The organism is Rhodovulum iodosum, from assembly GCF_041020385.1.
GTDB lineage: Bacteria > Pseudomonadota > Alphaproteobacteria > Rhodobacterales > Rhodobacteraceae > Rhodovulum > Rhodovulum iodosum.
Window position 1 is genome coordinate 1612034 of the sequence record NZ_JBEHHI010000001.1, and the last position, 15740, is coordinate 1627773.

General features: G+C 68.0%; 17 protein-coding genes. 5 read left to right on the top strand and 12 right to left on the bottom strand.

What is annotated here, in order from left to right; genetic code table 11:
- Positions 1-20 precede the first annotated feature (20 nt).
- From Ga0609869_RS07870 to katG, 9 genes are all read right to left on the bottom strand, one after another.
- Positions 21-974 (bottom strand): extensin-like domain-containing protein, encoded by a 954-nt coding sequence (locus Ga0609869_RS07870; protein WP_342772256.1) that lies wholly within the window; start codon positions 972-974, stop codon positions 21-23.
- Entirely contained in the window at positions 971-1891 is a 921-nt protein-coding gene (locus Ga0609869_RS07875) for a prephenate/arogenate dehydrogenase family protein (RefSeq protein ID WP_125408548.1), read from the bottom strand. The genes Ga0609869_RS07870 and Ga0609869_RS07875 overlap by 4 nt, the downstream gene beginning before the upstream one ends.
- Positions 1888-2973, bottom strand: a complete 1086-nt coding sequence (gene hisC, locus Ga0609869_RS07880) for a histidinol-phosphate transaminase (protein ID WP_125408549.1) — start codon at positions 2971-2973, stop codon at positions 1888-1890. Before hisC ends, Ga0609869_RS07875 begins: the two co-directional genes overlap by 4 nt.
- Before the next feature lie 447 nt (positions 2974-3420).
- Positions 3421-3639, bottom strand: coding sequence for a GDCCVxC domain-containing (seleno)protein (locus Ga0609869_RS07885; protein WP_125408550.1), 219 nt, complete (start codon positions 3637-3639; stop codon positions 3421-3423).
- A gap of 287 nt (positions 3640-3926) precedes the next feature.
- The gene (gene rpsD / locus Ga0609869_RS07890) at positions 3927-4547 is read right to left on the bottom strand and encodes a 30S ribosomal protein S4 (protein ID WP_125408551.1); all 621 of its coding nucleotides are present in this window, start codon (positions 4545-4547) and stop codon (positions 3927-3929) included.
- Between the two features lie 175 nt (positions 4548-4722).
- Positions 4723-5793, bottom strand: a complete 1071-nt coding sequence (locus Ga0609869_RS07895) for a Hint domain-containing protein (RefSeq protein WP_125408552.1) — start codon at positions 5791-5793, stop codon at positions 4723-4725.
- Positions 5794-5959: 166 nt separating this feature from the next.
- Positions 5960-6718 carry an SDR family NAD(P)-dependent oxidoreductase gene (locus Ga0609869_RS07900; RefSeq protein WP_125408553.1) on the bottom strand — a complete coding sequence of 253 codons (759 nt, stop codon included), beginning with the start codon at positions 6716-6718 and terminating at the stop codon, positions 5960-5962.
- Positions 6719-6982: 264 nt separating this feature from the next.
- The gene (locus Ga0609869_RS07905; protein WP_125408554.1) at positions 6983-7759 is read right to left on the bottom strand and encodes a DeoR/GlpR family DNA-binding transcription regulator; all 777 of its coding nucleotides are present in this window, start codon (positions 7757-7759) and stop codon (positions 6983-6985) included.
- A gap of 317 nt (positions 7760-8076) precedes the next feature.
- The gene (gene katG, locus Ga0609869_RS07910) at positions 8077-10251 is read right to left on the bottom strand and encodes a catalase/peroxidase HPI (RefSeq protein WP_125408555.1); all 2175 of its coding nucleotides are present in this window, start codon (positions 10249-10251) and stop codon (positions 8077-8079) included.
- Positions 10252-10443: 192 nt separating this feature from the next.
- Here katG and Ga0609869_RS07915 point away from each other — a divergent pair, with 192 nt between their 5' ends.
- The 4 genes from Ga0609869_RS07915 to Ga0609869_RS07930 all read left to right on the top strand — a co-directional run bounded on the left by Ga0609869_RS07915 (position 10444) and on the right by Ga0609869_RS07930 (position 13830).
- On the top strand, positions 10444-11358 hold the full coding sequence (locus tag Ga0609869_RS07915; RefSeq protein ID WP_125408556.1) for a hydrogen peroxide-inducible genes activator: 915 nt from the start codon (positions 10444-10446) through the stop codon (positions 11356-11358).
- A gap of 192 nt (positions 11359-11550) precedes the next feature.
- Positions 11551-11739, top strand: coding sequence for a PLDc N-terminal domain-containing protein (locus tag Ga0609869_RS07920; RefSeq protein WP_125408557.1), 189 nt, complete (start codon positions 11551-11553; stop codon positions 11737-11739).
- A 44-nt stretch (positions 11740-11783) separates the two neighbouring features.
- Positions 11784-13370: a phospholipase D family protein gene (locus Ga0609869_RS07925; protein WP_125408558.1), complete on the top strand. Its 1587-nt coding sequence runs from the start codon at positions 11784-11786 to the stop codon at positions 13368-13370.
- 109 nt (positions 13371-13479) lie between these two features.
- Positions 13480-13830, top strand: a complete 351-nt coding sequence (locus tag Ga0609869_RS07930; protein WP_148102876.1) for a hypothetical protein — start codon at positions 13480-13482, stop codon at positions 13828-13830.
- Positions 13831-13836: 6 nt separating this feature from the next.
- Here the strand turns inward: Ga0609869_RS07930 and Ga0609869_RS07935 are convergent, their stop codons facing one another.
- Both Ga0609869_RS07935 and Ga0609869_RS07940 read right to left on the bottom strand, forming a co-directional pair.
- The gene (locus Ga0609869_RS07935) at positions 13837-14193 is read right to left on the bottom strand and encodes a hypothetical protein (RefSeq protein WP_125408560.1); all 357 of its coding nucleotides are present in this window, start codon (positions 14191-14193) and stop codon (positions 13837-13839) included.
- Complete coding sequence (locus Ga0609869_RS07940) at positions 14193-14510, bottom strand: ElaB/YgaM/YqjD family protein (RefSeq protein WP_125408561.1); 318 nt, start codon at positions 14508-14510, stop codon at positions 14193-14195. Before Ga0609869_RS07940 ends, Ga0609869_RS07935 begins: the two co-directional genes overlap by 1 nt.
- 147 nt (positions 14511-14657) lie before the next feature.
- Here Ga0609869_RS07940 and Ga0609869_RS07945 point away from each other — a divergent pair, with 147 nt between their 5' ends.
- Entirely contained in the window at positions 14658-14828 is a 171-nt protein-coding gene (locus Ga0609869_RS07945; protein ID WP_125408562.1) for a DUF1328 domain-containing protein, read from the top strand.
- 93 nt (positions 14829-14921) lie between these two features.
- Here Ga0609869_RS07945 and Ga0609869_RS07950 read toward each other — a convergent pair whose 3' ends face one another.
- Positions 14922-15740, bottom strand: a complete 819-nt coding sequence (locus tag Ga0609869_RS07950) for a response regulator (RefSeq protein ID WP_125408563.1) — start codon at positions 15738-15740, stop codon at positions 14922-14924.

Sequence of the window (15740 nt, forward strand, 5' to 3'; positions counted from 1 at the left end):
CAGATCCCGGTGCTGGGCCGTCAGCGGCAATAGGTCCCTGACCGGTACCGCGCCGTGTCGAGGTGGAAATGGTCCTTGTGGTAGCCGTCGGAGCCGGGCCCCAACACCGTGCCGAACGGCCCGCAGGCCGATCTGTGCATCGCTCTCAGCAGCTTGCCCTGTACCGGGTCGCGCCAGCCCTTGAGCACCGTCATCGACACGCCGTTTTTCAGGTTGATCGCCGCGATATCGACGGCGCGCCCGCGGCCATGTTCGGAAATCTTGGCGCCGGGTTTGTTGTTGCGGGTGCGGCAGGCGTAGTGGGCCACCACGCGCAGGCTGTCGACGCCGCCACCCAGCCGGCCGACCGTGGGCTTCACCCCCTGGCGCACCCAGGTCTTGAGCGCGCGGGCGGTATTGCAATCCATCGTCGCCGGGGCGGTCAGCGCCACGCCATCGATTGCGGTCACCTGCACGGGCGCCTCGACGCCGCAGCCGCGAATGCGCCCGGGAATCGGCGCCAGTTCCTTGCCGCGGATGTCGCGGTCGCCGCAGATCGCCCCGCGCCGGCCCCGCGTTACCGTGCTGGGCTGGCTGCGCACCCCTGCGGCGGCCAGCACCGCCTTTTGGCCGGGCGTGCGCGGCCGGTTTTCGGGGCGGGCCGACCGGGTCAGCGCGGTTCCGCTGGAGATCTGGCGCACCTTCACCACCGGCGCCGTGCGGGCGGGGCGCGGTTCGGGGCGGGTGCGCGCATTGTAAAAGACAGGCACCGCGGGGCGCGGCGGCGGGGCCGCCGTGGGCGCCGCCTCTGCCGGACGGGCCTGCGGGCGCAGCTTGGCCCCGATATGCACCGGCACCAGCGGCACACGCGGCAGCGCCCCGGCCTCGGCCCCGAGCGCCGGGCGCGGCGCCGGGCGTGGCGAGGATTCGGGCAGGGCGGCGGCGGCCGTGGCGGTCAGCAACAGGGAAAGCAGGGCGGCGGCCAGCCGGATCACGGGTGCACCTTCGAGCGGCCGAAATCGGGCGCGTCGGTGTCTTGCCCGGCGTCGATGATGCTGCGGCGGATCGCGCGGGTGCGCGTGAAGTAATCGAAAAGCATGTCTCCGTCTCCGGTTCGAATGGCCCGCTGCAATGCGAACAATTCTTCCGTGAAACGGCCGAGGATTTCCAGTGTCGCGTCCTTGTTGGTCAGGAAAACGTCGCGCCACATGGTGGGGTCGCTCGCCGCGATGCGGGTGAAATCGCGGAAACCGGCGGCGGAATACTTGATCACCTCGCTGTCGGTCACGCGGCGCAGATCGTCGGCCACGCCGACCATCGTGTAGGCGATCAGGTGCGGGGCGTGGCTGGTGACGGCCAGAACAAGGTCGTGATGATCGGCATCCATCTCTTCGACATTGGCGCCCAGCCCCTCCCAGTAGGCTCTCAGGCGGTCCACCGCCTGCCGGTCGCTATTCTCTGCAGGTACCAACAGGCAAAAGCGGTTGTCGAAAAGCTCGGCAAAGCCCGAACGGGGGCCCGAATGCTCGGTCCCGGCCAGCGGGTGCGCGGGGATGAAATTCACGCCGTCGGGGATGTGCGGGCCGACCGCGGCGATCACCGCGCGCTTGACCGAGCCCACATCGGAAACGGTCGCGCCCTGTTTCAGATGCGGGCCGATCTCTTCGGCCACCGCGCCCATCACGCCCACCGGCACCGCGAGGACCACGAGATCGGCGTCCTTCACAGCCTCGGCGGCGGTGTCGACCACGCGGTCGCACAGGCCGATCTCGCGCGCGGTTTCGCGCGTCTGCGCCGAACGCGCGGTGCCCACGATCTCTTCGGCCAGGCCGGCCCGGCGCATGCCCCAGGCCATGGACGACGCGATCAGGCCGAGGCCGATCAGCGCCACGCGCCCGTAGACCACGCTCATAACCGGCTCTCCTTGAAGCGACCTATCGAATGGGCCACGCGGCGGCAGGACGCCTCGTCCCCCACGGTGATGCGCAGGCAATGGGGCAGCTTGTAGCCCGCGGTCTGGCGCACGATCAGCCCGTCCGACTTCAGCCAGGCATCGCAGGCCTCGGCCTCTTCGGAATCGGCAAAGCGCGCCAGCAGGAAATTGGCGAAGGATCTGTCCGTGGGCACGCCGCGCTCGGCCAGCGCGTCCGACAGCCAGGTGCGCAGGCGGGCGTTCTCGGCGTAGCAGCGTTCGGCATGGTCGCGGTCGCGGATCGCGGCCTCGGCCGTTTCCAGTTGCGGCTGGCTGAGGTTGAAGGGCCCGCGCACCCGGTTCAGCACGTCGATGATCGGCCGCGGCCCGTAACCCCAGCCGATGCGCAGGCCGCCCAGCCCGTAGAGCTTGGAAAAGGTGCGCGTCATCACCACGTTTTCGCGCGCCTCGACCAGGCCCGCGCCGCCGTCAAAGCCCTCGACATACTCGGCATAGGCCCCGTCAAGCACCAGGATCGCCTGCGGCGGCAGCCCCTCGGCCAGTCGCGCGGTCTCGTCCGCGCCGATCATGGTGCCGGTGGGGTTGGCCGGGTTGGCGATAAAGACCAGCCGGGTGCGAGGGCTACAGGCCGCAAGCACCGCGTCGACATCGACGGTGCGCTCTCGCTCGGGCGTCTCGATGGGCGTGGCACCCGCGGCCAGCGCCGAGATACGGTACATGGCAAAGCCGTGCTCGGTATGGATCACCTCGTCGCCCGGTCCGGCATAGGCCTGGCAGAGAAAGGTGATGACCTCGTCCGAGCCCGCGCCGCAGATGATGCGGTCGGCGTCCAGCCCGTGCCGCTCGGCGATAGCCGCGCGCAGGGCGGCGTGGTCGGTCGCGGGGTAGCGATGCAGCGTATGCGCCGTTCGGCGGAACGCCTCTTGGGCGCGGTGGCTGGGGCCAAAGGGGTTTTCGTTCGACGACAGCTTTACCACGTCGGCCACGCCGGCCACATGGGATTGACCGCCCTGGTAAAGCGCGATGTCCATGATTCCCGGCTGCGGTCGGATCTCGGTCATGCTCTTCCTCCTGAGCGCCAGTATCTAGCGGCGCACCCGCGCCATGGCCAGCGCGAAACCGCCGGTGCGCGACCGCCCTGCCGGCTGTTGCGGATAGACCGCCCATCGGCGCGCCGCACCGACTGTCATCGGGTGTCATTCGCAGGCCGTTTGTTCTGCGCGGCCGCACCTCAGGAGGGCCCCGTGAAAAAAAGCGGATGCTCGGTTTCGCCGTTCTGATCTCGGGCCGTGTTGGGCGGGCTGTTGATCGCCGGTGGCCGGGTCGGCCCGCGCCTTCAGTTGCACACCGTGTCAGGTTCGGGATCCGAGGCGCCGGTCGTCGAGGCCAAAGAGACGTTACCCGCGCTTCCGCCTTTCGCGGACTTCAACGCGCCCATCGTGTTGCGCGCCTGGTGCGACGTGGCCGGCGCCGTGTCTACAACGCGGACGTGGTGCGCAGGCCGCTATCTACCCACAGCAGTCATCGCCCTTCTGGATCGGCGGGCACGGCACCGTCCCGTAAGAGCAGTAGACGCAACAATCCCCGGGCAGCGGTTTCAAGACCTTGCTGCACGCCTTGCACTCGTAAAACCACTGGCAGCTATCGGTCGGCATGGTTTCCACGGCCGAGTGCCCGCAATTCGGGCAGGTAATGGTGCTTTCAAGGACAATCGCTCGATCCGCCATACTCCTACATTAGCATCGCTTGGGGCGGAGGGGATAGAGTGCCCGCGCCGGCGATGCCGCCGTCCGTCAGGGGCGCGGTACCACGTCGATGCCAACGGCGCTGGCCGATATCGGGGTTTGCGGGGCTGTCATCGGGCCAGTCGTTTCCGCCTGATGAATTGCTATCCGAATAGATGGCGGGGCTACTGGTCGTCAAACCGGCCGATTGCCCGACCGCCGGGCGGCCGAAACGCAAAAGCCCGCCGGTGATCCGGCGGGCCCTTTTGTCGCGTGGTGAGGCGTCAGCCTCAGTTTTGCGCGTAGAATTCGATGACGAGGTTCGGTTCCATGTGCACCGGGTAGGGCACGTCCGACAGGCCCGGGGTGCGCACGAAGGTGGCCTTCATCTTGGAATGGTCGGCGTCGATGTAGTCGGGCACGTCACGCTCGGGCAGTTGCACCGCTTCCAGCAGCGCGGCCATCTGTTTGGACTTCTCGCGCACTTCGATCACGTCGCCTTCCTGCACCCGGTAGGAGGGGATGTTGACGCGCTTGCCGTTGACCAGCACATGGCCGTGGTTCACGAACTGGCGTGCGGCAAAGACGGTCGGCACGAACTTGGCGCGGTAGACCACCGCGTCGAGGCGGCGCTCCAGCAGGCCGATCAGCAGCTCGCCGGTGTCGCCGCGCACCCGCTCGGCCTCGGCATAGATGCGGCGGAACTGTTTCTCGGTCAGATCGCCGTAGTAGCCCTTCAGCTTCTGCTTGGCGCGCAGCTGCAGGCCGAAGTCGGACATCTTGCCCTTGCGGCGCTGGCCGTGCTGGCCGGGGCCGTATTCGCGGCGATTGACGGGGGATTTCGGACGGCCCCAGATGTTTTCACCCATCCGGCGGTCGAGTTTGTACTTGGCAGACGTGCGTTTTGTCACGGCTGATCTCCTTCAACAGGGCGCTGCCCGGGGGCAGCTATGAAGGGCGTTGTCCTTTGGCATTCCGCTTCACGCGTCATCCCGACAGGCATCCCCTTGCGGGGGCCACCAACACCAATGAAAACCGGCCCTCGCGGGCCGGAATGGAGGGCTTATACAGATGCCCTGGCGCCTGTCAATGGCTGAGCGCGCCCTCGTATTGCAGGATCGCCGCCTCCGAGGCATCGAGATTGCGCCGGGCGAAATCACCATAGCAATAGGGATCGTGCGCCAGCATCGGGAATACCTCGATCAGCGCGTCGCGCTGGTCGCCGGGCACCGTGTCGAGCGAGGTGTTGGCCGGGTGGAAGCTTTCGGTTTCGACCCCGTTGGCCCAGACGATCTGGTGACGTTCCAGCATCAGATGCACATAGGTGACCTCGCTCAGCGTGTGGTCGACCAGGATCGTGCGGTCGTTCAGCAGATCCCCCGCCGCGACCAGCACCTCGGGCGTCTGGAACAGCACCTCCGCCGCGCGGCCCCGCACCAGAACCCGGTGCTGGGGCGACACGATCAGGTCGCCCTCGGGCCGCTCGGCGCCCAGCGCGCCCGACCGGATGCGGATCGGGCGAAGCTGCGGCATGGCGTATAGCCGGGCGCCGCTCATCCGGCGCTGGCCGACCCAAAGGATCTCCTGCACGCCGTCGTCCTTGGTCTGGATACGGTCGCCCGGGGCCAGCGTCTCGACCGGCACGGGCCCCTCGGGCGTGTCGATCCGGGTGCCCGCGGCAAAGCAGATCACACCGGGCGGCACGTCGCCTATCTGATGCACCGGCGGCGCTTCGGCAATCTCGCGCACCACCCACAGCTCGACCCCCGCCGGCGGCATCTCGCCGAGAAACATCAACAGCGGCGGGCGCCCCGCCCCGGTGGGGATCTGGGTGCCGGTGTAGCTGGACATGCCGTCGGTGACGACGAAGGCCCGGTCGCGCAGAGGCCCGCTCAGCGCCGCGGTTTCCTCCGGTCCCGGATCGATGGCCATTCCCACCAGGCGCCGCACCGACCGTGCGGCGCGCTGGCGCAACTCCTCTGTCCCGGACGCATTGCCGAGTGGCAGGATGTCCGCTGGCCCGTCGACGCGCGTGGCCTGCCCCGACCACGCCCATGACGCACCCACGCGCAACGCCTCGACCGGCGCCGCCGCGACCCCATCCACTTCTGTTTGCGCCCAGGAAACGACAAACGTGCCGCGAAAGCCCGCTTTCATACCTGTAGCCCGCCTCAATTCGTTTTTTATTACGAAACGGTTAACACGCGAAGCTCATCCGGGAAAGAGGCAGGGGCGAGAAAGCGAATCGCGGCCAAAAATTGCGGGCAAATTATCCACAGGCTGTTGCCCCGGCACAACGCGCGCCGGGGCGGGCGGGCCGGTTTCAGATCGATCCGGCCTCGACCATGTAGTTGTTCGCCGTGCACATTTCCGCGTCGTCGGAGGCCAGGAACAGCACCATGCGCGCCACGTGGACCGGCTCGATCAGGTCGGGCAGGCATTGCCGGGCGCGGTGCGTCTCCAGCTTTTCCGGCGTGACCCACAGCGCCTTTTGCCGCTCGGTCATGATCCAGCCCGGTACCACCGTGTTGACGCGGATGCGGTGAGGCCCCAGTTCGCGCGCCATCGAACGGGTCAGCCCGTGCACAGCCGCCTTGGCCGTGGCATAGACCGGCAGGCCCCCCACCGCCTCCCACCACGAATTCGAGCCGAGATTGACGATCGACCCGCGACCGGCGGCGATCATGTCCGGCGCCACCGCCTGGATCGCGAAGTACATGTGCCGCAGATTGGTGGCGATGCGCTCGTCCCAATAGTCGGGCGTCACGTCCGCCCAGGCGTGGCGGTCGTCGCGCGCGGCGTTGTTGACCAGCACCTCGGCCGGCCCCAGCCGCGCCTTCAGGCCCGCGACCGCGCGGTTCAGCGCCGCGATGTCGCGCAGATCGCACAGTTCGTAATCGACCGCGCCCTGCACCCGCGCCGCCAGGTCGGCGCTGGCCTGCGCGTCGAAATCGACAAAGCCCACCCGGCTGCCCTGCGCCGCGAAGGCGGCCACGATCTCGGCGCCGATCCCCGACGCGCCGCCGGTCACCAGCACAGTCTTGCCCCCGAGGCTTGGATAGTGTGCGAAACGTTCACTCATGTCCTGGTCCGCTCCCGTCCCTTGCAGCGGCGCGGCGTGGCGCGCCTTGACCCATGTCCGATGATAGCGAAGAGATCCGCCGATCCCAAGCCGGAGCAGCCCGCGGCCGCGACCCGACAAAGGATCGGCGTCGCCTCTTTCCGGTTGTCGATGCGATCGGGCCTCGCTGGCGCCATGGCCGTCCAACGTCCGCCCCCCCGCTTCTTCTGGCGCTAAATATCCCGGGGGTCCGGGGGCAGGGCCCCCGGCGGGCCGCACGCTGCCTCAGCGGTCGCCGTCCGCCTCGGCGATCACCACTTCGGTGCCCCATTCCGCGCAGCGCCGCTGCAAGTCCGGCGGCAGCGGCCGGTCGGTAAAGACCGTGTCGATCTCGGCCAGCGAGGCGATCCGCGCCGGGGCCGTGCGCTGGCGCTTGGACTGGTCGGCGACCAGGAAGGTCCGCCGCGACTGGCGCAGGATCGCCTGGCTGACGCCGACCTCCTGAATGTCGAAATCCAGCATGTCGCCGTCGCGGTCCAGCGCCGAACAGCCGATCACCGCCAGGTCGAACTTGAACTGGCCGATCGTGCCCGCCGCGAGAGAGCCGACAAGCCCGCCATCGGTGCGGCGCAGCTGTCCGCCGGTGACGATGATCTCGCAGTCGCGGTTGGCCACCAGGATGTTGGCCACGTTCATGTTGTTGGTCACGACCATCAGGTTGCGGTGGTGCAGCAGTTCGCGGGCGACGGCCTCGGTGCTGGTCCCGATATTGAGAAACAGCGAGGCGTCGCCGGGCACGCGCGCGGCGCAGGCCCGCGCGATGGCCGCCTTGGCATCGGCATTCAGCGCGCGGCGTTCCTGGTAGCCGATATTGGTGGTGCCCGAGGGCAGGATCGCGCCACCATGCACGCGCTCCAGCCGGCCCGCCTCGGCCAGCTCCGTCAGGTCGCGGCGGATGGTCTGTAGCGTGACGCCGAACCGCGCGGCCAGGTCATCGACCGTGACCTTGCCCTCGCGCCGCGCGATCTCGAGTATTTCGGGGTGCCGGAAGGTTTGCGACATGAGCCTCGCCGTTTTTTCATGTCTTCGCATTCCTGCGCCGGGCCGGCAAGCCGCGCGTCCGGTCGGGGCGGGCCCTAAGGGCGCGCCTGCCCGTCCCGGATCAAGCCAGCGGCGCCGATTGCGCCCATCCCGCAACAGGCGCGCTTTCGACATTGGCCCGGCAGGCCGGATGGCCCGCAAAGGCAACAGCGCCCGGCCTGCCGGCCGGGCGCTGCTGGTCACAAGGGTCTCGACCGACACGGCGCATGTGGGCCACGGCCGGAAGTAAAGTCAGCCCCCCGCCCTGCGGACTTGGCGCGGCGGGGGGCCTGTTCGCCTCAGGCCAGGTCGAAGCGGTCGGCGTTCATCACCTTGGCCCAGGCCGCGATGAAGTCCTTGACGAACTTCTCGGCGTTGTCGTCCTGGGCATAGACCTCGGCATAAGCGCGCAGGATCGAGTTCGACCCGAAGACAAGGTCCACGCGGGTCGCCGTCCACTTCACGGCGCCCGTCTTGCGATCCTTGATCTCGTAGTGGTTGTCGCCCGCGGGCTCCCACGCGTAGGCCATGTCGGTCAGGTTGACGAAGAAGTCGTTGGTCAGCGCACCCGGACGGTCGGTGAGCACGCCGTGCGCGGTGCCGCCATGGTTGGTGCCCATCACCCGCATGCCGCCGACCAGCGCGGTCATTTCCGGCCCGGTCAGGCCCAAGAGCTGGGTCCGGTCGAGCATCATCTCTTCGGGGCTGACCACGTAATCCTTCTTGAGCCAGTTGCGGTAGCCGTCGGCCAGCGGTTCCAGCACGTCGAAGGAGTCGGCGTCGGTCATCTCGTCAGTGGCATCGCCGCGGCCCGGCGCGAAGGGCACCGTGACGTCGACGCCGGCCGCCTTGGCCGCCTGTTCGATCCCGACATTGCCGGCCAGCACGATGACATCGGCCACGCTCGCCCCGGTCTCGGCGGCGATGGGTTCGAGCACCGACAGAACGCGGGCCAGGCGATCGGGCTCGTTGCCCTCCCAGTCTTTCTGGGGCGCCAGCCGGATGCGCGCGCCATTGGCGCCGCCGCGCATGTCCGAGCCGCGATAGGTGCGGGCGCTGTCCCAGGCCGTGGCGACCATGTCGGCCACGCCGAGGCCGCTGTCGGCGATCCTGGCCTTGACGGCGTCCACGTCATATCCGGTCGGGCCGGCCGGGATAGGGTCCTGCCAGATCAGGTCTTCCTCGGGCACCTCGGGGCCGATGTAGCGCACCTTGGGGCCCATGTCGCGGTGGGTCAGCTTGAACCAGGCCCGCGCGAAGGCGTCCTGGAAATAGGCCGGGTCGGCGCGGAACTTCTCCATGATCTCGCGGTAGACCGGGTCCATCTTCATCGCCATGTCGGCGTCGGTCATGATCGGGTTGTGCCGCTTCGACGGGTCGGAGGCGTCAAGCGGCTTGTCCTCTTCCGCGATGTTCACGGGCTCCCACTGCCAGGCGCCGGCAGGGCTTTTCTTCAGCTCCCACTCGTGGTCGAGCAGCATCTCGAAATAGCCCATGTCGAACTTGGTCGGCTCCGACGTCCAGGCGCCCTCGATGCCCGAGGTCACCGCGTTGGCGGCCTTGCCATGCATGTTCGGGTTGGCCCAGCCGAACCCCTGGCTTTCCGGTCCGGCGGCCTCGGGCTCGGCGCCCAGCGCCTCGGCATCGCCGTTGCCGTGGCACTTGCCCACGGTGTGCCCGCCGGCGGTGAGCGCGGCGGTTTCTTCGTCGTCCATCGCCATCCGGGCAAAGGTCTCGCGCACCTGCTCCGCGGTCTTCAGCGGGTCGGGCTGGCCGTTCACGCCCTCGGGGTTGACGTAGATCAGGCCCATCTGAACCGCGGCCAGCGGGTTTTCCATCGTCGAGGGGTCTGCGACATTGTCATACCGCTCGTCCGAGGGGGCCAGCCATTCCTTCTCGGCGCCCCAGTAGGTGTCTTTTTCGGGGTGCCAGATGTCTTTGCGGCCATAGGCGAAGCCGAAGGTCTTCAGCCCCATCGACTCGTAGGCGACGTTGCCGGCCAGGATCATCAGGTCGGCCCAGCTGATCTTGTTGCCGTATTTCTTCTTGATCGGCCACAGCAGCCGGCGGGCCTTGTCGAGGCTGACATTGTCGGGCCAGGAGTTCAGCGGCGCGAAACGCTGGTTGCCGGTGCCGCCGCCGCCGCGTCCGTCGGCCAGGCGATAGGACCCTGCCGCGTGCCACGCCATGCGGATCATCAGCCCGCCGTAATGGCCCCAGTCGGCGGGCCACCAGTCCTGGCTATCGGTCATCAGGGCGTGGAGGTCTTTCTTGAGCCCGTCGAAATCGAGCGTCTTGACCGCCTCGCCATAGTCGAAATCCTCGCCCATCGGGTCGGGCTTGGTGTCGTGCTGGTGCAGGATGTCGAGGTTCAGCGCGTTGGGCCACCAATCCATGTTGGACACGCCCGTGGCCGTGATCCCGCCATGCATTACCGGGCATTTGCCGCTCATGCTCGCGTCATTTCCATCCATATCGCTCTCCGATCTTGGCTGCGTCGATTGAAGGTTCGGAAGATGGCCCTGGGGGCGGCGCATGACGCCACCGCGGCCTGTGTGCCGGCATGTGAGCGAATCCCCTCCCAAGCCTCTTCTCCTAGAATCGTTCTAACAGAATTTACCATTACATTAAGTTGAATTTTCTGATGTGCACGATAACCTTACCTTATGAATAATCTCTCCATGAAACAACTCCGCTATTTCGAGGCGCTGGCCCGGCACGGCCATTTCGGGCGTGCCGCCGAAGACTGCGCGATCTCGCAGCCGGCGCTGTCGATGCAGGTCAAGGAACTGGAGGAACGCCTGGGCGCGCCACTGGTCGAGCGCGGCGCGCGGCGTATTCGTCTGACCGGTCTTGGCGAGGCCTTCGCGGCGCGGGCGCGCGACATCCTGCGCGCCGTCGACGAGCTGGACGACCTCGCCCGCGCCTCGCACGGGGCGATGGCCGGCCGGTTTCGCGTCGGGGTGATCCCGACCGTCGCGCCCTACCTTTTGCCGGCGCTCATTACCGATCTGTCCGCGCGCTACCCCGCGCTGGATATCCGCCCGCGCGAAACGGTGACCCGCAAACTGATCGACAACCTGATGGAGGGCCGGCTCGACAGTGCGATCGTGGCCCTGCCGGTCTCGGAGCCCGCCCTGGTCGAAGAGCCTCTTTTCGAAGAGGAGTTCGTCCTGGTGCGCCCGCGCGAGGATGCGGGCAAGCCGGTGCCCAATTCCGAAACCCTGCGCGAGATGCGCCTCTTGCTGCTCGAAGAGGGGCATTGCTTTCGTGATCAGGCAATTTCGTTTTGCAAGTCCGCGTCGGCCCTGCCGCGCGACCTGATGGAGGGCAGTTCGCTCGCGACGCTGGTGCAGATGGTCAATGCCGGCATCGGCGTGACGCTGATCCCCGAGATGGCCGTGCCGATCGAGACGCGGTCGGCCGCGGTCTCGGTCGTGCGCCTGCCGCGGCCGCGGCCCAAGCGCACCATCGGGATGGTCTGGCGCAAGACCAACCCGCTGGCCGGCCAGTTGGCCGAGATCGCGCAGATCGTCCGCCAGACCGCCGGCCGGATGGATGAGGATGCCGGCCTGCCCTGAGGGTTGCGGCCGGGTCAGGCGCGACCTGACGTGAGGGGCAGCCGCACGATGCGGTTGTCCCAGGCGCGGGCCCGATGTCGCCAACAGCCTGACCCGGGCTGACGGATGGCGTTGCCGCCGCGACAAGGGAACCATGTCCGCCGCCTTGCGTTGATCCCCGATAAACCGACGCAGAATTGAAAAGGGACATCCATGATGGAAATCACCGGGCTTGGCGGTCTGATCGTCCTCGTACTCGACATCTGGGCCATCGTCGCGGTCCTGGGCTCTTCGGTCAGCACGGGGCGCAAGGTGCTTTGGGTTTTGCTTGTGGTGCTGTTGCCTATCGTGGGGTTCATCATCTGGCTGCTGGCCGGGCCTCGCGCGGCGTCTGCCGGCTGAAAACCTGACCGACCCGCCCCAGCACAGGAGCAGGGCAAGTGAAGATGACCGATCCGCGCGCCGCGGGCGCAGCCGTTGACCCGCGCCGCGGCGAGACGGGTCCGGTGACGCGTTTCGACGTGCTGGTGACCGCCGCCGAGGCCTACCCGGCGCTCGAACGTGAATTCCTGGCGGCCGAAAATACTATTTCGGCCAGTTTCCGCGTTTTCGACCTGTCCACGCGGCTGCGCTCCGACGCGGCGCGCAAGATCGGCGAGGACTGGTTCGACCTGCTGGTGCATACGCTCCGGCGCGGCGTCCGGGTGCGGATGGTGCTGTCGGATTTCGACCCGATCGGCGCCGATGACCTGCACCGCCTGTGCTGGCGCGCGCGGCGCTGGTTCGCGGCGGCGGCCGAACTGGCCGGCGAGGGCGGGCTCGAGGTGATCAGCGACTGCCATCCGGCAGAGGCCGGCGCAGGGGCGCGGCTGGTGCTGGCGCCCGGTGCCTTCGGCCGGTTGCGCGGCGTGATCGGCAAGCTCAACGCCCTGCCCGAAGCCAAGCGCGCGCGCTACCTGTCCGAGGCCCCCGGCCTGGCCGCGCTGGTGCGCCCGGGGCGAGACGGCGTTGCCCCGCGGGCGGCGCTGCCCAGGCTGTTTCCGGCGACCCATCACCAAAAGATGGCCGTTTTCGACGAGCGCCGCCTCTATATCGGCGGGCTGGACCTCAACGAACGGCGCTATGACACGCCCGGCCATCGCCGCGCGCCGCACAGCACCTGGCACGATTTGCAGGCGATGGTCGAAGGCCCCGTTGTGGCCGCGGCCACGGCCCATCTGGAGGGCTTTCTTGATGCGGTCGCGGGACGCCGGGCGCCGCCCCCGCCGGCGCCGGGCTTTTTGCGGACCCTGTCGCGCCGGGCCCGGCGGGCGCCGTTCCGGTTTTCACCCGTGCCGATGGTGCGCGAACTGGAACGGGCGCATTTCGCGCGGATCGCCGAGGCGCGCCAGTTGATCTATATGGAAACGCAATTCTTCCGGCACCTGCCGTTGGCCCGTGCGTTGGCCCGCCGCGCCCGCGCCTGCCCGGATCTGTGCCTGATTTTGCTGGTGCCCGCCGCGCCCGAGGATGTGGCCTTCGAAGACAATCGCGGCCTCGATGCGCGCTATGGCGAGCATCTGCAGCAGCGCTGCCTCGACGTGATCCGCGACGGGTTCGGCCAGCGGCGTATGCTGGTGGTCTCGCCGGTTCAGTCGCGTCCCCATCCGGGCGACGGACGCGAGACGCTGGAGGCGGCGCCGCTGGTCTACGTGCATTCCAAACTGTCGATCTTCGACGACCGGGCGGCGATCCTGTCATCGGCCAATCTCAACGGGCGCAGCCTGTGCTGGGATAGCGAGGCCGGGCTGGAGCTGACCGAGCCTGACCAACTGGCGCATTTGCGCCGCCGGGCGATGGGGCACTGGCTGCCCGATCCGGTCGAGGATGCGGCGCTGGCCCCGGCCACGGCCTTCGGGCGGTGGGTCGCGCTGGCCGAGCGCAACGCGCGCGCCGCCCCGAGCGAACGCCAGGGTTTTCTCGTTCCCTATGATTCGCAACCGGCACGCGAAATCGCGCTGCCGGCGCCCGGCGTGCCGGACGCGATGGTCTAGACGGCTTTTTGGGCAGATTTGGGCGGGATTTCGCGCGTGAGCGTCGCGGCAATATGGCATGGCACCCCGTTTGTGGCTAAAACTGGCACGAACCGGGATCTTGACGGACATGCCTGCCTTGACGCCACCGACCTACCTGGTGCTGGAACGCGACGCCCTAATTTCGGCCGATCTGATCCAGGCCATCGAGTCACGCGGCCCCTGCCGCGTGGTGCACTATGCCTCGGTCGATGAGATCGGGCCCGAGCTGCACAAAATCCGCCCGGTTGACGCGGCGTTCCTGGAGATGCGCTACGATGAGGCGATCAACAGTACCCTGTCGACTCAACTGGCGCGCGACGGCGCCCGGATGGTTCTGACCATGGGTGAGGATGTCGAACGGATTGCCGGTACGGGCTGGCGGCTGTTGCTGCGCCCGTTTACCGACGAGATGGTGCACCAGGCGCTGAGCGAGGGCTGAACCCGCTCAACGCGCTTCAGGCCGGCGCGCAGCGCGACCGGCCTCCATCCCCACGGCGAAGCCTTCGGCCATCTGGAAGAAAGGGCCGTAGGGGTCGGGCTCTGCCTGTTGCGGCGTGTTTTGTCTTGCGCCGCCGCCCGGCGCGATGGCCCACAGCAATAGGCCCAGCCCGGCATAGACCGCGCCGATCACCGTGGCGGCATAGAGCGGGCTACCCTGCGCGGCCAAAACCAGCCAGGCGGCCAGCGTCAGGAACCCCGCGCCAGCCGCGACGCAGGCAGCGCCCGCCGCCCGAAGCGCCAGGCGGTGCGACAGCGCCTCGGCGCGCCGCTCTGCCGCCTCTAGCGGGTTGGGCAACATCATCAGCGCCGCCCCGTCATCAGACCGACGACAAAGCCCAGGCCAACGGCCAGGCCCATCGCGGTTGCCGGTTGCCGGCGCACTGCGTCAGCCGCCTGGTCGCCGAGCTCTCCGCCCCGGGCGCGCGCATCGTCCAAGGTGGCTTCGCCCCGTGCCTTGAGGTCGGATGCGGTCTTGTGAACGCTGTCCTGAAGCTCCGAGCGACGCTCGGCGCCCATGTCGGCGAGCGTGCGCGAGATACCGGCGATGTCGGCCTTGAGCGCGTCGATCTGGCGTTCGAGATCTTCGCTGCTGGCGGCGCCATTGGCATTGCTGGCCATGTTGCGTCTCCTTTTTGTCCGTCCAATCTGGAAATCAACGCGCGAGGGCGGTCAGGGTTCCACCGCGTGGTTGGCAGGGTCTTGCGGAACCGGCCGGTCTGCGGCGCGTTGACCCACGACAAGCGAACAACAAAGGAGACGACCCCCATGCTTTATTGGGCCCTCATGTTCTTCATCGTCGCCGTCATCGCGGGCGTTTTCGGCTTTGGCGGCATTGCCTCTGCCTCGGCCGGGATCGCGCAGATCCTGTTTTTCATCTTCCTCGTGCTTTTCGTGGGCGCGGTGTTGATGCGCCTGCTGTCGGGCCGTAGGCCCTGACGAGCGGCCGATCCCGCCCGCCATAAGAGCCGGGCACGAAAAGGCCCCGCCGGTGACCGGCGGGGCCTTTTTTCATTCGGGCGGCGGGCGTGGTCAGGCGCCCAGCGTCTCGGTGCTGGCAAAGAACATCGCCTGGCTGACGGCCGAGCGCACCTGGTCTTCCGAATAGGGTTTGGAGATCAGGAAGGCGGGCTCACGGCGTTCACCCGTCAACAGCCGCTCGGGGAAGGCGGTGATGAACACCACGGGCCGTTCGCCCAGTTCCGAAAGGATATCGTTCACCGCGTCGATACCCGAGGATTTGTCAGCGAGCTGGATGTCGGCGAGGATCAGGTCGGGCGGGGTTTTGCGCGCCAGCTCGACGGCGCCGGCGCGGGTGCGGGCGATGCCGGTCACGTCGTGGTCCAACCCCTCGACGATGGCCGAGATATCGACCGCGATGATCGCCTCGTCCTCGATAATCAGAACCCGGCCCGAGATCGCCTTGGACATCTCTTCGCGCGCGATGCGCACCAAGTCTGCCGCTTCGTCGGCATCCGTGCCGATAATCTCGGCAATGTCCTCGGCGCCGAAGCCCTCGATCGAATGCAGCAGCAGCGCCTCGCGGGTGTTGGGGGTCAACTGGGCGAGGCGCGCCTGCGCCTGCGCCTCGGTCGGCGTCGCGGCCTCTGCCGCGTCCATCGGCGCGCCGGCAGACGACCAGATACGATTGAACGCCTTGAAAAGCGCCACCTTGGCCGAAAGCCCGCGCTCGAAGACCGACGCGTCGGCCAGGATCGCTTCGAGCGTGGCCAGCGCGTAGGCGTCGCCGCTTTTCTGGCTGCCGGTCAGCGCCCGCGCATAGCGGCGCACATAGGGCAACTCGGCCCCGATCGCTTGGGAAAGATCGTCCCCATCATTAGGTTCCGTCAT

Coding starts and splice junctions, on each gene's coding strand:
- Ga0609869_RS07875 (WP_125408548.1), bottom strand. CDS start 1,891: ATGAGCGTGGTCTACGGGCGCGTGGCGCTGATCGGCCTCGGCCTGATC.
- hisC (WP_125408549.1), bottom strand. CDS start 2,973: ATGACCGAGATCCGACCGCAGCCGGGAATCATGGACATCGCGCTTTAC.
- Ga0609869_RS07885 (WP_125408550.1), bottom strand. CDS start 3,639: ATGGCGGATCGAGCGATTGTCCTTGAAAGCACCATTACCTGCCCGAAT.
- Ga0609869_RS07895 (WP_125408552.1), bottom strand. CDS start 5,793: ATGAAAGCGGGCTTTCGCGGCACGTTTGTCGTTTCCTGGGCGCAAACA.
- Ga0609869_RS07900 (WP_125408553.1), bottom strand. CDS start 6,718: ATGAGTGAACGTTTCGCACACTATCCAAGCCTCGGGGGCAAGACTGTG.
- Ga0609869_RS07905 (WP_125408554.1), bottom strand. CDS start 7,759: ATGTCGCAAACCTTCCGGCACCCCGAAATACTCGAGATCGCGCGGCGC.
- katG (WP_125408555.1), bottom strand. CDS start 10,251: ATGGATGGAAATGACGCGAGCATGAGCGGCAAATGCCCGGTAATGCAT.
- Ga0609869_RS07915 (WP_125408556.1), top strand. CDS start 10,444: ATGAATAATCTCTCCATGAAACAACTCCGCTATTTCGAGGCGCTGGCC.
- Ga0609869_RS07920 (WP_125408557.1), top strand. CDS start 11,551: ATGATGGAAATCACCGGGCTTGGCGGTCTGATCGTCCTCGTACTCGAC.
- Ga0609869_RS07925 (WP_125408558.1), top strand. CDS start 11,784: ATGACCGATCCGCGCGCCGCGGGCGCAGCCGTTGACCCGCGCCGCGGC.
- Ga0609869_RS07930 (WP_148102876.1), top strand. CDS start 13,480: ATGCCTGCCTTGACGCCACCGACCTACCTGGTGCTGGAACGCGACGCC.
- Ga0609869_RS07935 (WP_125408560.1), bottom strand. CDS start 14,193: ATGATGTTGCCCAACCCGCTAGAGGCGGCAGAGCGGCGCGCCGAGGCG.
- Ga0609869_RS07940 (WP_125408561.1), bottom strand. CDS start 14,510: ATGGCCAGCAATGCCAATGGCGCCGCCAGCAGCGAAGATCTCGAACGC.
- Ga0609869_RS07945 (WP_125408562.1), top strand. CDS start 14,658: ATGCTTTATTGGGCCCTCATGTTCTTCATCGTCGCCGTCATCGCGGGC.
- Ga0609869_RS07950 (WP_125408563.1), bottom strand. CDS start 15,740: ATGACGGAACCTAATGATGGGGACGATCTTTCCCAAGCGATCGGGGCC.